General features: G+C 69.3%; 12 protein-coding genes. 5 read left to right on the top strand and 7 right to left on the bottom strand.

The features are described 5' to 3' along the window. Positions 1 to 50 precede the first annotated feature (50 nt). Together ASD21_RS10285 and ASD21_RS10280 are read left to right on the top strand one after the other, a co-directional pair. Entirely contained in the window at positions 51 to 830 is a 780-nt protein-coding gene (locus ASD21_RS10285) for a TerC family protein (RefSeq protein ID WP_056440298.1), read from the top strand. Between the two features lie 212 nt (positions 831 to 1042). Then, entirely contained in the window at positions 1043 to 2626 is a 1584-nt protein-coding gene (locus ASD21_RS10280; protein WP_056440296.1) for an MDR family MFS transporter, read from the top strand. Between the two features lie 32 nt (positions 2627 to 2658). Here the strand turns inward: ASD21_RS10280 and ASD21_RS10275 are convergent, their stop codons facing one another. Next, positions 2659 to 4821 (bottom strand): primosomal protein N', encoded by a 2163-nt coding sequence (locus tag ASD21_RS10275; RefSeq protein ID WP_056440294.1) that lies wholly within the window; start codon positions 4819 to 4821, stop codon positions 2659 to 2661. A gap of 167 nt (positions 4822 to 4988) precedes the next feature. Here ASD21_RS10275 and ASD21_RS10270 point away from each other — a divergent pair, with 167 nt between their 5' ends. Beyond that, positions 4989 to 5669, top strand: a complete 681-nt coding sequence (locus tag ASD21_RS10270) for a DUF484 family protein (RefSeq protein WP_056440292.1) — start codon at positions 4989 to 4991, stop codon at positions 5667 to 5669. 157 nt (positions 5670 to 5826) lie between these two features. Then, complete coding sequence (locus tag ASD21_RS10265; RefSeq protein WP_056440290.1) at positions 5827 to 6756, top strand: tyrosine recombinase XerC; 930 nt, start codon at positions 5827 to 5829, stop codon at positions 6754 to 6756. 27 nt (positions 6757 to 6783) lie between these two features. Here the strand turns inward: ASD21_RS10265 and ASD21_RS10260 are convergent, their stop codons facing one another. Continuing rightward, on the bottom strand, positions 6784 to 8808 hold the full coding sequence (locus tag ASD21_RS10260; protein ID WP_056440287.1) for a sulfatase-like hydrolase/transferase: 2025 nt from the start codon (positions 8806 to 8808) through the stop codon (positions 6784 to 6786). A gap of 266 nt (positions 8809 to 9074) precedes the next feature. Between ASD21_RS10260 and ASD21_RS10255 the strand changes: the two genes are divergently transcribed. Beyond that, positions 9075 to 11057: a methyl-accepting chemotaxis protein gene (locus tag ASD21_RS10255; RefSeq protein WP_056440285.1), complete on the top strand. Its 1983-nt coding sequence runs from the start codon at positions 9075 to 9077 to the stop codon at positions 11055 to 11057. 154 nt (positions 11058 to 11211) lie between these two features. Here the strand turns inward: ASD21_RS10255 and ASD21_RS10250 are convergent, their stop codons facing one another. The 5 genes from ASD21_RS10250 to ASD21_RS10230 form a co-directional block, all read right to left on the bottom strand. Beyond that, positions 11212 to 11538 (bottom strand): hypothetical protein, encoded by a 327-nt coding sequence (locus ASD21_RS10250; RefSeq protein WP_056440284.1) that lies wholly within the window; start codon positions 11536 to 11538, stop codon positions 11212 to 11214. A 78-nt stretch (positions 11539 to 11616) separates the two neighbouring features. Next, positions 11617 to 13017 (bottom strand): dihydrolipoyl dehydrogenase, encoded by a 1401-nt coding sequence (gene lpdA / locus ASD21_RS10245; protein WP_056440283.1) that lies wholly within the window; start codon positions 13015 to 13017, stop codon positions 11617 to 11619. A gap of 187 nt (positions 13018 to 13204) precedes the next feature. Then, complete coding sequence (locus ASD21_RS10240; RefSeq protein ID WP_056440281.1) at positions 13205 to 13564, bottom strand: DUF3088 family protein; 360 nt, start codon at positions 13562 to 13564, stop codon at positions 13205 to 13207. Further along, positions 13561 to 13971, bottom strand: a complete 411-nt coding sequence (locus tag ASD21_RS10235; protein WP_200941418.1) for a PIN domain-containing protein — start codon at positions 13969 to 13971, stop codon at positions 13561 to 13563. The genes ASD21_RS10240 and ASD21_RS10235 overlap by 4 nt, the downstream gene beginning before the upstream one ends. Then, complete coding sequence (locus tag ASD21_RS10230; RefSeq protein ID WP_056440278.1) at positions 13968 to 14237, bottom strand: antitoxin; 270 nt, start codon at positions 14235 to 14237, stop codon at positions 13968 to 13970. The genes ASD21_RS10235 and ASD21_RS10230 overlap by 4 nt, the downstream gene beginning before the upstream one ends. Between the last annotated feature and the right edge of the window lie 64 nt (positions 14238 to 14301).

Below are 14301 nucleotides of genomic sequence, written 5' to 3'. Positions count from 1 at the left end.
GAGGGGATAGGCGATGACGCGTTTTCCGAACCCGAACTTAGATCGGTCCGATGAACGAACTCCTTCTTCTCGCCGCGAGCCCAGCCGCCTGGGCCGCCCTGGTCACCCTGATCGTCATGGAAGTCGTGCTCGGCATCGACAACCTGGTGTTCATCTCCATCCTCTCCAACAAGCTGCCGCCCGAACATCGACAGAGGGTTCGCCGGATCGGCATCTCCCTGGCCCTGATCATGCGGCTGGTCCTGCTGTCGACCATCGCCTTCATCGTCGGCCTGACCGCCCCGGTGTTCGACCTGGGGATCGCCGGCCCGCTGTCGCACGGCGAACCCAGCTTCGAGACGGCCTTCTCGTGGCGTGACCTGATCCTGATCGCCGGCGGCATCTTCCTGATCTGGAAGGCGACCAAGGAGATCCATCACAGCGTCGATCCCAACGCCGACGAGTCCGCGCCGGACGTCAAGACGGCGGCGATCTCCAATGTCGGCGGGGCGATCTTCCAGATCATCCTGCTGGACATCGTGTTCTCGATCGACTCGATCCTGACGGCCGTGGGCATGACCGATCACCTGGCGATCATGATCGTGGCGGTGATCGTCGCGGTCGGCGTGATGCTGCTGGCCGCCGACCCGCTGGCCAACTTCATCAACGCCAACCCGACCGTGGTCATGCTGGCCCTGGGCTTCCTGCTGATGATCGGCACGGTGCTGATCGCCGAGGGCTTCGGGGTGCATGTGCCCAAGGGCTACATCTACGCCGCCATGGCCTTCTCGGCCGGGGTCGAGGGCCTGAACATGATGTCACGCCGCAAGGGCGGGAAGAAGGGCCACTAGGGAGCGTCGCCCCTCCCCCTGTCGGGGAGGCGATCGCGAAGCGATCGGTGGGGGGAGTTTTGGGATCGTCGATCCGGGCGGCGGCCGACTGCCGACCACTCCCCCCTCCGTCGGCCGCGCCGACACCTCCCCCACGGGGGGAGGGCCGTTCCGGCTTGCGAACCGCCAAGCTCGCCCGCATGAAGCGGCCCAGTGACGTAAGTGGGAACAGCATGACCGCCCAGACCTTCACCGACACCGAGCGCCGGCTGACCCTGGTCGGGCTGATGATCGTCTTCCTGCTCAGCGCCCTGGACCAGACGGTGGTCTCCACGGCCATGCCGCGGATCATCGCCGAACTGAATGGCCTGACCCTCTACGCCTGGGTGACCACCGCCTATCTGCTGACCTCGACGGTGATGGTGCCGATCTGGGGCAAGCTGGGCGACATCTACGGCCGCAAGCCGGTGCTGCTGGCCGGCATCGCCATCTTCCTGGCCGGCTCGTGGCTGTCGGGCCTGTCGGGCGAGTTCGGGACGGTGCTGGGCATGAGCGGCATGGTCCAGCTGATCGTGTTCCGCGCCCTGCAGGGGATCGGCGGCGGGGCGCTGTTCACCACCGCCTTCGCGATCATCGCCGACCTGTATCCGCCGCGCGAGCGGGGCAAGTTCGCCGGCATCTTCGGCTCGGTGTTCGGCTTGGCCAGCGTGCTGGGCCCGCTGATCGGCGGCTATTTCACCGACCACGGGACGGTGCACCTGGGCGGCCACGTGATCGCCGGCTGGCGCTGGGTATTTTACGTCAACCTGCCGCTCAGCCTGCTGTCGCTGTTCATGATCCTGGTGAAAATGCCGCCGCTGGAGCACCGGCGGACCGGCGCGGTCGACTATGTCGGCGCGATCCTGCTGGTCGCCGCCTTCGTGCCGCTGCTGCTGGCCCTCAGCCAGGGCGGGCACGACTTCGCCTGGAGCTCGCCCCAGAGCCTGGGCCTGTTCGCCTTCTCGGCCGTGGCGCTGGCTCTGTTCCTCTACGCCCAGACCAAGGTCAGCAACCCGCTGGTGCCGCTGCGCCTGTTCCGCAACACGGTGTTCGCCACCTCCAACCTGGCGGGCTTCCTGATCTCCATGGCCTTCCTGGGCGTGGTGACCTACCTGCCGCTCTACATGCAGCTGGGCCTGGGCGTGAACGCCACGACCAGCGGTCTGGCCATCCTGCCGCTGATGGGCGGGCTGATCGTCGCCTCGACCGCCGCCGGCCAGGTGGTCAGCAAGACCGGCCGCTACAAGCCGCTGATGATCGGCGGGGCGGTGCTGCTGCTTGTGGGGATCGGGCTGCTGACCCGGGTGACCGTCCACACCAGCCTGCCCGACCTGTGCTGGCGGATGGCCATCGTCGGCCTGGGGCTGGGGCCTGGCCAGAGCATGTTCAACATCGCCACCCAGAACGCCGTCGAGGTGCGCGACATCGGCGTGGCCACCAGCTCCAACCAGTTCTTCCGCCAGATCGGCTCGACGATCGGGGTGGCGCTGTTCGGCGCCCTGCTGACCCATCGCTTGGCCGACGAGGGCCAGGGCTTCGACCTCGGCTCCCTGCAGGGCCTGGCGCTGAAGGCCACAGCCCCCATTGGCGCCGGGGGCGCGGCCCGTCAGGCCGACGCGGGCCTGGCCCAGGCCCTGACCCACGCCATCACCGGCGTGTTCGCCGCCGGGTTGTTGGTGATCGCCCTGGGGCTGGTGGTGATCTTCCTGATCCCGGAGCTGCCGCTGCGCGGGCGTCAGCCGGGACCGGAGCCGGTGCTGGAGAAGGAACCGGTTTAGGCCGGAGACGCGACTGGAGACAGGCGCGGTGCTTAGAGAAAACTGTACGGGTCCACGTCGAACACCACCCGCACCGAGTTGGGGACCTTGGCCCGCGCCCGCCAGGCGGCCAGGAAGCCCTGCAGGTCCACCGACCGATCCGCCCGCACCAGGAAGCGCTTCCTCCGCCGGCCGCGCACCAGGGCCAGGGGCGCGTCGGCGGGGCCGAACACCTCCACCCCCTCGGCATTGGGCGTCGCGGCCGCCAGGGCGTTGCAATAGGCCTCCAGCGCCGCAGGATCGGGGCCGGTGGCGATCACCGCCGCCAGCCGTCCGAACGGCGGCAGGCCGGCTTCCTGGCGCATGGCCATCTCGGCCTCGACGAAGGCGTCGCGGTCCTGGGCCTTCAGGGCCTGCAGCACCCCGTGCTCGGGGGCGTAGGTCTGGAGCAGCGCCCGGCCCGGCTTCTCGTGCCGCCCGGCCCGGCCCGCCGCCTGAGCCAACAGCTGGAACGTCCGCTCCCCGGCCCGCAGATCGCCGCCGCGCAGGGAAAGGTCGGCGTCGACCACGCCCACCAGGGTCAGGTTCGGGAAGTTGTGGCCCTTGGCGGCGGCCTGGGTGGCCACCAGGATGTCGATCTCGCCGGCCGCCATGCTCTCGACCAGGGCCCGCGCGCCCGCCGCGTCGAACACCGTGTCGGACGAGAACACCGCCACCCGGGCGTCAGGGAACAGGTGGCGCGCCTCCTCCTCGACCCGCTCCACCCCGGGTCCGATCGAGGTCAGGCTGTCCTTGGCCCCGCAGTGCGGGCAGGCGTCTGGCTTCTTCATCGAGAAGCCGGTCAGGTGGCAGACCAGGCGCCCGGTATAGCGGTGCTCGACCAGCCAGCTGTCGGTGTCGGGCGACTTCATCTTCTCGCCGCAGGCCTTGCACAGCACCAGCGGCGCATAGCCCCGGCGGTTCAGGAACAAGAGCGACTGCTCGCCGCGCGACAGCGCCACCGACACCGCCTTGACCAACGGCGGCGACAGCCAGCGGCCGGGCTCCGGCGGGGTCTCGCGCATGTCGATCAGGTCGATGTCGGGCAGTTGGGCCGCGCCGTGGCGGGCGCTGAGCCGCAGCCAGCGATAGCGGCCCTGCTGGGCGTTCCACAGGCTTTCCAGCGACGGGGTGGCCGAGGCCAGCACCACCAGCGCCCCCTCGATCTTGGCGCGGGCCACGGCCAGGTCGCGGGCCTGGTAGATGAAGCCCTCCTCCTGCTTGAACGAGCCGTCGTGCTCCTCGTCGACGACAACCAGCCGCAGCTTGCGGAAGGGCAGGAACAGGGCCGAGCGGGCCCCGACCACGATCCGCGCCGCGCCGGTGGCCACGCCCTCCCAGGCCCTGCGGCGTTTGGGCGGCGAGACGCCCGAATGCCACTCGACCGGAGCCGCGCCGAACCGGCTCTCGAAGCGGGCCATCACCGCCTGGGTCAGGGCGATCTCGGGCAGCAGGATCAGCACCTGGCTTTCGGGATCGGCGGCCAGGGCGGCGGCCACGGCCTCCAGATAGACCTCGGTCTTGCCCGAGCCGGTCACCCCGTCCAGCAGGGCCGCCTGGAAGCCGCCGTCGCCCAGCATCTGCGTCAGCACGTCGGCCGAGGCCCGCTGGCTGGGATTGAGGGTCTGGGGCGGCAGGGACGGGTCGGGCTGGGGGAAGCTGGTGTCCGGTTCGATCCAGGTGACGGCCAGCACGCCCTCGTCGACCAGCCCCTTGACGACGCCCGTCGAGACGCCGGCGGCGGTCGCCAGGGCGCCGGACGCCATCGGGCCATGCTCGGCGGCCGCCAGCACCTTCAGCCGCGCCGGCGTCATCTTGGCCGGCTGGGCTCCGGTCAGGGCCAGGGCCTTGTCGGGCTTGGCGGGCGGATGGCGCAGGCCGCGCAGGGCCATGGCCAGGGGCCAGCCGGGGATGTCGACCGAATAGCGCGCCGCCCACTCGATGAAGGTCAGGACGCCCGGCGGCAGCGGCGGGTCGTCCACCCGCTCCAGCACCGGCTTCAGCGGCCGGTTGCCGCCCGTCCCATCGCGCAGGGCGGTGACCACGCCGCGAATCACGCGCGGCCCCAGCGGCACGGTCACGTGGTCGCCGACTTCCAGCCCCAGGCCTTCCGGCTCGGCGTAGTCGAACGCCTCGGGCAGCGGCATGGGCAGCAGGACGGAGGCTATGCGGGGCATGGGACCTGACACGAAGGGACTTGGGTTCTGCCTCGGAAAGATCCCCAGGTCGAGAGGAGCCGTCGCCGCCCTATCAAGCGGCTGTTAACCGAACTGGGGCTTCATCGACCCCGTCCCCGGCTGTGACCGCATATGGGGACGAAGTGTGAACGGAGTAGGCCCGCCCCATGACCGACGCGACGCAAGCCAGGCAGCCCCTGCCGGTCGATCCCGCGATCATCCGTGACTTCCTGCTGGCCGAGCCCGACTTCCTGCACGGCGATCCCGACCTGCTCAGCGACCTGGGCCTGCGTCCAGACGCCAGCAACATCGTCGACTTCGGTCCCGCCGCCTTGGCCCGGGTCTCGGCCGCCCACGAGCGCGAGGCCCTGGTCCGCCGCCAGATCGAGGCCACCGCCCGCGCCAACTTCTCGGCCCAGGCCCAGACCCACGCCGCGGTGATCGACCTGCTGGACGCCCGCAACCATTCCGACCTGGCCCGCCGGGTCGACGAGATGGCCATCCTGCGCTTCGGCCTGGCCGCCGGCGTCGTCGTTCTGGAAGGCCCGGGCCGGGTGCCCGCCGGCTGGCACGGCCTGATCGCCGGCCAGATCGACATGACCATGGGCGACCACGGCGTGGCCCGCATGGGCTTCCACGCCCCCGCGCTGGGCCTGTTCGGCGAGCGCATCGAAGAGATCAAGAGCATGGCCCTGGTCCGCATGGCCCTGTGGGAGCCGTCGCGCCAGGGCCTGCTGGCCTTCGGCTCGGCCGATCCCGAAGGCTTCACGGCCGACATGGGTTCGGACCTGGTGGCCTTCCTGGCCCGCGTCGTCGAGCGCACGGCCGAGCGCTGGCCGATCCTGTGAGGTTGCTCCTCCCCCGAGAAACGGGGGAGGTGGCGCGTCGCTATCAGCGACGCGACGGAGGGGGCGTCCGCGCCTCCAACCCTCCTGCCCGCCCACGCCCCCTCCGTCACGATGCGTATTCGCATCGCGCCACCTCCCCCGCTTTGCGGGTGAGGAGATGAACGCCCGCGCCGCCCTGACCGCCTGGCTGGACCACCTGGCCAACGAGCGGCGCGCCTCGCCGCGCACCGTGCGGGCCTATGGCGACAACGTCCTGGCCTATCTGAACTTCCTGGAGCGCCATCGCGGCGAGTCCCTGTCGGTGGCCGACATGGGCGGGATCACCGCCGCCGAGCTGCGCGCCTATCTGGCCTTCCGCCGTGAGCCCTCCTCCTCGAAGACCGACGACGGCCTCTCGCCGCGCTCGCTGTCGCAGAGCCTGTCGTCGATCCGCGCCTTCCACCGCTATCTCGACCACCGGCTGGACACCCCCAACGCCGCCATCGGTCTGGTGCGCGGCCCGCGCATCAAGGTCGGCGCGCCGCGGCCGGTGTCCGAGGACCAGGCCCACGGCCTGATCGCCGAGCTGGCGCTGGATCCCGACCGCGAGGACTGGGAGGTGGCCCGCGACGAAGCGGTGCTGACCCTGCTGTGGGGCTGCGGCCTGCGGATTTCCGAGGGTCTGTCCCTGACCCGTCGCGACGCCCCCTTGGTCGAAAGCCTGCGGATCACCGGCAAGGGCGGCAAGACCCGGATCGTGCCGGTGCTCGATATCGTCCGCGAGCGAATCGACGCCTATCTGGCCGCCCTGTCCTTCACGCTGGATCCCGACGATCCGCTGTTCCGCGCCAAGCGCGGCGGCCCGCTGTCGCCGCGCCACGTGCAGGCGACCATGCAGAACCTCAGGAGCCGCCTGGGCCTGTCGGACCGCGCCACGCCCCATGCCCTGCGTCACTCGTTCGCCACCCACCTGCTGGGCGCGGGCGCGGACCTGCGCTCGATCCAGGACCTGCTGGGCCACGCCTCGCTGTCGACCACCCAGCGCTACACCCAGGTGGACGCGGCCGGCTTGCTGGCGGCCTATGGCAAGGCCCATCCGCGGGCTTGAGCCTTTAGATCCGGGGTTGAGCGGCGTTTAGAGATCCCGCGCTTCCAGCTCCGCCAGCAGAACCGCCAGCCGATCAGCCTCGGCCTGGACCTTGGCCGCCACGAACGGTGACGGCAGGTCGGGCCGCGCGGTGGGCGGCGACCGCTTCACCTCGACCAGATTGACCGCCTCGTTGGGATCCAGGCGCAGGTCGTACATCTCCCATTCCTGATCCGCCTGGCCGGACGGATCGAAATAGCGGTTGAGCTTGTGGCGCGCGGTTCGCACCGAACGCACGTGGTTGGGCTGGCGCACCGAGCTGGGCCCCAGGTTCACGGCGGGATGGTCAAGGTTCACCTGCTCGACCACCAGGTTATAGACCTCGAACTCCTTGTCGCACTTGAGGTTGGCGGGATCGTCGTTCGAGGGCGAGGGGGCGGTGATCTCGTCGTCGGTGATGAACAGCACGCCCTGTCGCTCGCGGCCGTCCGGCTCGACCACCGTATCGGTCCGGCCCTTCAGCAGGCCCGACAAGTCCACGCCCGGCAGCGGCGGAACGGGGCGGTGACGGCCCAGGGTCTCGGCGATGGTCGTCCGCTGCTCGGGCGTGACCCCGGCCAGGCCCAGCACCGTGGGCAGGATGTCGATGTGGCTGGTCAGGGCGTCGATCTGGCGCGGGGTGAAGCCCAGCGGCCCGTCGGCCGCGCCGGGCTCGGACGGAACCTGAATCGAGGGCGGGAACCGCACGATCACCGGCACGTGCAGGGCCTCCTGATAGGCCGTGTGCCACTTCTCGATCATCATGCCGTGCGCGGCGCCGTATTCTCCGTGGTCGGCCAGGAAGATGACGATGGTGTTGGCGGCCTGGCCGGTGTCCTCCAGCGTCTTCAGGACGGCGGCCACGTGAGTGTCGACCACGGCGTGCAGCCAGGCATAGAGCTGCAGGAACTCCAGAGCGTAGCGTTCCGGCTGGTCGCTCAGTTGGAAGGGGATCGTGCCCTTCAGGGCCAGCTTGGCCGCGTTCTCCAAGGCCCGCTCGTCGTTGTCGGGCAGACGGGGGAACTTGGCCTCCAACTGGGAGCGGGCGCCGTTGACGATGTTGAAGCCGGTCTTGGCGTTCAACGCCAGGCCCACCTTGTAGGCGTAGTCGTGCTGGCAGCTGGGCTTGTCGGCCAGGGACTCGTTCTGGGTGGGCGACGGCAGGGCGCAGTCCTGCGGGAAGCCCAGGGCGTTCAGGGCGATCTGGATCGTGCCGGCGGTCGGCGGCGGGCTCAACTGCCCCTGCAGCGGCACCGTCAGCGGACCGAAGATCGACTGCGTGCCCGAATTGTCGGGGGTCGGCAGAGCCTGGGCGATCACCGCGGGATAGGTGGCGATGTCGTGGGGGTTGGTGAACGAGGCCACCGCGAACCACGGCGGGATGTCGCCGGGATCGGGTCCGTTGGCGTAGGGATCCTGGGCCTGCTCGGTCGCGGTCGCGCGGTTATAGTTCAGCGCCAGGGCCTTGCGGCGGATGAACGCGCAGGCCTGATCGGTGAAGCCTGCGTCGCGATAGACGCCCAGATTGTTGATCGCCGCCCCGTGGGGCTCGGGATAGGATTCCTCCCAGTCGTCGAAGCCGTAGCGGTCCAGCGAATGCTCGGGCGGATTGCTGACGTGCCACTTGCCGAAATAGTGGGTGGAGTAGCCCGCCGCGCGCATCCAGGTCCCCAGGGTGGGAATCCCGTCGGCGGCCAGCCAGGGGAAGTTGTAGGAGTCCCCGCTCTTGAACAGGCCGTCGGTCTGGGTGACGCCGGTCTTGGTTCCGTACTGGCCGGTGTAGATCGTCGCCCGGCTGGGCGTGCAGGCGCTGGCGGCGATGGTGTGATTGCGCAGCAACGCCGCGTTCTGACGCAGGGCCAGCAAGCCGGGGAAGAACTTGGCGTAGGGATTGTCGCCGTCGTCCTCGCGCTGGAAACCGAGGATCCGTTTCAGCGGCTCGGCGAATCCCGCCTCGGGTCCGTAGGAGAACCGCGGAAATCGGTATTGGTCGCAAGTGATCAGCAGGATGTTGGGCCGGGTCGCGTCGGTCATGTCCGTCTCCCCCAAAGGGCTTCCCAGGTCGGGCGGCGCGCTCGGCGCGGCTCGGCCTGATCATGCACTATTAGGTTGAAAGATGGATGTCGCAACCATCTATGGACGCAACTTGAGACCCCGCGCGCCGCCCCGACTGTGACATTCCGTCGCTCGTGGTCGGCCAAAGCCTTGCAGTTAACTGCGTTTTTACGGCGTTGGCGGCTTCTGGCCTCAAGACCGGCCCCCGCCTCCTCTTGGCGAGCGCTCCGGACATGGGGTTTGCGATGAAGTTCGACGATCTGAAGATTTCCACCAAGGTGGCCCTGCCGGCCGTCATCCTGACCGTGGTCGCCCTGGCCATCACGGGCCTCGGCGCCTGGCAATCGAAGGTGTCGGAGGCCGCCACCAAGGTGCTCGTCGAGCAGCGCGCCCCCGCCGAGCTGGAAGGCTCGCGGTTCAACCGGCGCGTCGCGACCATCGGCTACGCCGCCTATCGCACGATCGCCAACGACGCCGCCTCGCCGGAGGCCAAGCAGGCCAGCGACGAGATCGACAACGCCTACAAGGAGGGCAAGGTCGCCCTGGGCAAGATCAAGGCCGTCGACCCGACCGCCGCCAAGAAGGTGGCCGACTTCCAGGTTCGCCTGGACCGCATCTATTCCAGCGCCCGCCAAGGCGCGGACCTGGGCCTGCAGAGCGCCCCCGACGCGGCCAAGATGGTCATGGGCGTGATCGACCCGGACATCGCCAGCCTCAGCAAGGACGTCTCGACCTACACCAACACCCATAACGACCAGACCAAGGCCATGGTGGCCAAGGCCGCCAAGCGGGCCGCCGCCGGCACGATGATGTCGATGGCCTTCGGCCTGATCGTCTCGGCCGCCGCCCTGGTCTTCGCCCTTTGGATCGGCCGCTCGAAGATCTCGGCTCCGCTGAGCGGCCTGTCGCGCACCATGGAGGTCCTGGCCCAGGGCTCGGTGGACGTCGAGGTGGTCGGCGCTCAGCGCAAGGACGAGGTCGGCGCCATGGCCCGCTCGGTCCAGGTGTTCAAGGACAACGCCCTGGCCCTGCGCACCGCCGAGGCCGCCCAGCAGCGCGCCAGCGCCGAGACCGAGGCCGAACGCGCGCGCAACCAGGAGGCCGCCGAGGCCGCCGCCCGCGAGCAGGCCTTCGTCATGGAGCACATCGCCACGGGCCTGACCCGCCTGGCCGAGGGCGACCTGACCTATCGCGTCGACGCCGACTTCCCGCAGGCCTACCAGCGTCTGCAGAGCGACTTCAACGGCGCCATCACCCAGATGGAAGAGGCGATGCGCACCATCGTCCACGCCGCCAACAGCATCGGTTCGGGTTCGGACGAAATCGCCTCGGCCGCCGACGACCTGTCGCGCCGCAGCGAGCAGCAGGCCGCGAGCCTGGAAGAGACCGCCGCCGCCCTGGACGAGATCACCGCCACGGTGAAGCGTTCGTCGGCCGGCGCCGTCGAAGCCTCGCGCGTCGTCACCTCGACCCGTTCGGACGCCGAACGCTCGGCCGTGGTCGTCCGCAGCGCCGTCGAGGCCATGAACCAGATCGAGAAGTCGTCGCAGTCGATCAGCCAGATCATCGGCGTCATCGACGAGATCGCCTTCCAGACCAACCTGCTGGCCCTGAACGCCGGCGTCGAAGCGGCTCGGGCTGGTGACGCCGGCCGCGGCTTCGCGGTCGTGGCCCAGGAAGTCCGGGCCCTGGCCCAGCGCTCGGCCGACGCCGCCAAGGAGATCAAGACCCTGATCTCGACCTCCTCGCAGCAGGTCAGCCAGGGCGTGTCGATGGTCGGCCAGACGGGCGACGCCCTGCAGGCCATCGTCGGCAAGGTCAGCGAGATCGACGGCCTGGTCAGCGAGATCGCCGCCTCCGGCGCCGAGCAGGCCACCGGCCTCAACGAGGTCAACGCCGCCGTCAACCAGATGGACCAGACCGTCCAGCAGAACGCCGCCATGGTCGAGCAGTCGACCGCCGCCAGCCATGCCCTGAAGGGCGAGGCCAACGGCCTGATGCAGATGATCGGCCGCTTCCAGGTCAACGGCGCCGCCATCGGCCAGACCGCGACGACCCGTCGCGCCGCGCCGCCGCCCTCGATGTCACGTCCGGCGCCGCGTCCGTCCCTCGCCCCGGCCACCTCGGCCAACCGCCCCGGCGCCAACCCGGTGCGCGCGGCCCAGGCCAAGCTGGCCGCCTTCGCCGGCTCGGCCCAGCCGGTCTCGGAAGAGTGGGAAGAATTCTAGGGTTTTAGTAAGCGTACCGCTCTCGCGTGACTGAGGGCGTCTCCTCCCCCTCGAGGACCTAGGAAGCCCCGCCGGTTGCCCCCGGCGGGGCTTTTTCGTGGGCGCGGCTGGTGGAGCCGGGAACAGGCCCATAGGCCTGTCCCCAATCAATCCGTCACCGCCCGGCCGGGCGATCCACGTTGTAGCGGACAGTCGACGACACCGGGCAGCCGTCGACGCTGCGCAGCACGGTCAGGGTGTGGTTGGCCGGCGGCAGGTCGCCGAGCTTCTTCACCTCGGCTCGGGTCGCGGGCTCGGTGTTGACCGCCAGCTCGACGCCCGACGTCCGGCAGGCCGCTCGCACCTTGATGGCGTCGCGAACCTCTTCCATGGAACGATCGAATGTCGTCTGGCCCGCGGCGCCCTGGTCGCCCAACGCGGACGGGTCCGGCGTCGGCGCGGCTTGAATGGCGGCGGCCAGCAGCAGGGCGGACAAAAGCATGGCGGGGCTCCGTTCTCGAAACCCCGCCACGCTACGCCGGATTGCGCCGAAGCGCTTGTTAACTCTCGGACAGAGGCCTTAGGCCTGCATCGTCCAGCCTTCGACGCCCATCGCGGCCTGGCGGAACGCCTCCGAGCGGGTGGGGTGCGGGTGGCAGGTGCGGGCGACGTCTTCCGACGAACCGCCGAACTCCATGGCCACGCAGATCTCGGCGATCATGTCGCCGACGTTCGGGCCGACGGCGTGGGCGCCCAGGATGCGGTCGGTCTTGGCGTCGGCCAGCACCTTCACGAAGCCGTCGGTCTCGTGGTTGATCTTGGCGCGGCTGTTGGCCAGGAACGGGAACTTGCCGACCTTGTAGGCGACGCCCGCGGCCTTCAGGTCCTCCTCGGTCTTACCGACCGTGGCGACTTCCGGCTTGGTGTAGATCACGCCCGGAATGATGTCGTAGTTCACGTGACCGGCCTTGCCGGCGATCAGCTCCATGCAGGCCACGCCCTCGTCCTCGGCCTTGTGGGCCAGCATCGGGCCGCTGGTGACGTCGCCGACCACCCAGACGCCCGGGGCGGTGGTCTTGAAGTGGTCGTTGGCGATCATGCCGCGCTTGTCGGGAACAACGCCGACTGTCTCCAGGCCCAGGCCCTGGGTGAACGGGCGACGGCCGATGGCCACCAGCACGTAGTCGGCCTCGAGGGTTTCGGCGGGGCCGCCGGCGACCGGCTCGACGCTCAGCTTGACGCCCTTGGCCGAGGCGGTCGCGCCGGTGACCTTGGAGGCCAGCTTGAACTTGAAGCCCTGCTTGCCGAGGATCTTCTGGAAGGCGTTGGCCACTTCGGTGTCGGTGCCCGGCAGGATGCGGTCCAGGAACTCGACCACGGTCACCTCGGCGCCCAGGCGCTTCCAGACCGAGCCCAGCTCCAGGCCGATGACGCCGGCCCCGACCACGATCAGGCTCTTGGGGGCCTCGGGCAGGCTCAGGGCGCCGGTCGAGTCGACGATGCGCTTGTTGTCGACGGTCACGCCCGGCAACGGGGTGGGCTCCGAGCCGGTGGCGATGACGATGTTCTTGGTCTCGAGCACGGTTTCCGCGCCGTCTTCACCTTTGACGACAACACGCCCCGGGCCATCGATGCGGCCCCAGCCCTTGATGTAGTCGACCTTGTTCTTCTTCATCAGGAACTCGACGCCCTTGGTCAGGGCTTCGACGCTCTCGGCCTTCTGGGCCATCATCTGCACCAGGTTCAGCTTCGGCTTGACCTCGATGCCCAGCTTGGCGAACTCGCCGCCGCTGGCGGCTTCGAACATCTCCGAGGCGTGCAGCAGGGCCTTGGACGGCATGCAGCCGACGTTCAGGCAGGTGCCGCCCAGCTTGCCGCGTCCTTCGACGATGGCGGTCTTCAGACCCAGCTGCCCGGCGCGGATCGCGCCATTGTAGCCGCCGGGACCGCCCCCGATGATGACGACGTCGTATTGAGCCATGGGTCTTCGCCTTGAGACGCGCCGCGTTCGGCGCCGGACAGAAAATGGGACCTGTCCCCCGGTTTCCCAAGGGTGACTTGCTTGGGAGGGTGACTGGGCGCGGGTACTCCTAGCGCCTCTGCCTTAAGGATCAACCCAAGAGCAGCGTTAAAGGCTCAGTTCGTGGCGGTCTTGCCTGATACCGACCTCAAGGATGCGGCGGCGAGCCCCCGTGGCGGGCCGCGAGAACGCGGGTGATCGGGCCTTCATTGGTGGCGAACCACAGGCCGTTCGCTTGCTGGAGGTCGCCGTCGCGCAGGTCCGGGTGGGCGAACGGCGCGGCCAGGATCAGGGTCGGCAGATTCTGATGCGCCTCGCCCAGCAGGTCGACCACCGGATGGCGCGGGCGCGCGTGGGGCAGGTAGGCGATGTCGAGCGCGTCGCGCACCGCCGGGTAGTAGCCGAGGAAGCCCTCCACCGCCGCGCAGGCCATGCAGAACCACGGCCGGTCCTGGTCGATCCAGTCGGGGCGGAGGAGGAAGAGGCGGTCACGAACGGTGGCGGTCATGGCTGGCTCCAGTCCTGGATCTCAAGACCCTCGACCCGCGCGAACTCGGCGGCGTTCGACGTGACCAGGGTCCAGCCCCGCGCCAGGGCCTGTCCGGCGATCAGCACGTCATAGGGTCCGACCGGGCTTCCGCGCGGCTTGAGCTTGGCCCTGACAAGGGCGGCGGCTGTCACGTCGTCTTCGTTCAGCGGCTCGATGATGACTTCTTCCAGGACCTCGGCCACGTTCAGGGCTTCCCCGGCCGGATCGCGGCTTAGCGCCACGCCGAACTGAAGCTCATGATAGACGATCAGCGAGGTCACCAGGCCTTCACCCGCCAAGATCGCCTTGTCCCGGCGCTGACGAATGATCGCCTTGCGTCCCCGAATGAGGTCGACAAAGACGTTGGTGTCCAACGCCAGAGTCACCAGAACTCCCGTTCCTGCTCGGGCGGCTGTTCGCGGTCGGGAAAATCGGCGCCGCCTCGCGCGTCGATGCGCGCCCACATGGCGTCGAGATCGGCTTGCGTGCGGGGCCGCTTGGCGGCGACCGGCTCGAGGATCACCGCATCGCCCTCGCGGCGAACGGTCACCTCAACGCCTTCGAACCGGAAAGCCTTGGGCAGTCGGACAGCTTGGCTGCCGCCATGTGTGAAGAGCTTGGCGCGGGGCAGCTGGATATCGAGCTTGGTCATCGCGACCTCTTGTATCTACGTCATATAGATACATCAAAGGCGCCTTCGCTTCAACTTAGCGGCC

Origin of the sequence: Caulobacter sp. Root1455, from assembly GCF_001426905.1 — a bacterium.
In the GTDB taxonomy this organism is placed as follows: domain Bacteria; phylum Pseudomonadota; class Alphaproteobacteria; order Caulobacterales; family Caulobacteraceae; genus Caulobacter.
Note: the sequence above shows the minus strand (reverse complement) of the source record. Positions and strands in the feature narration are given on the sequence as shown.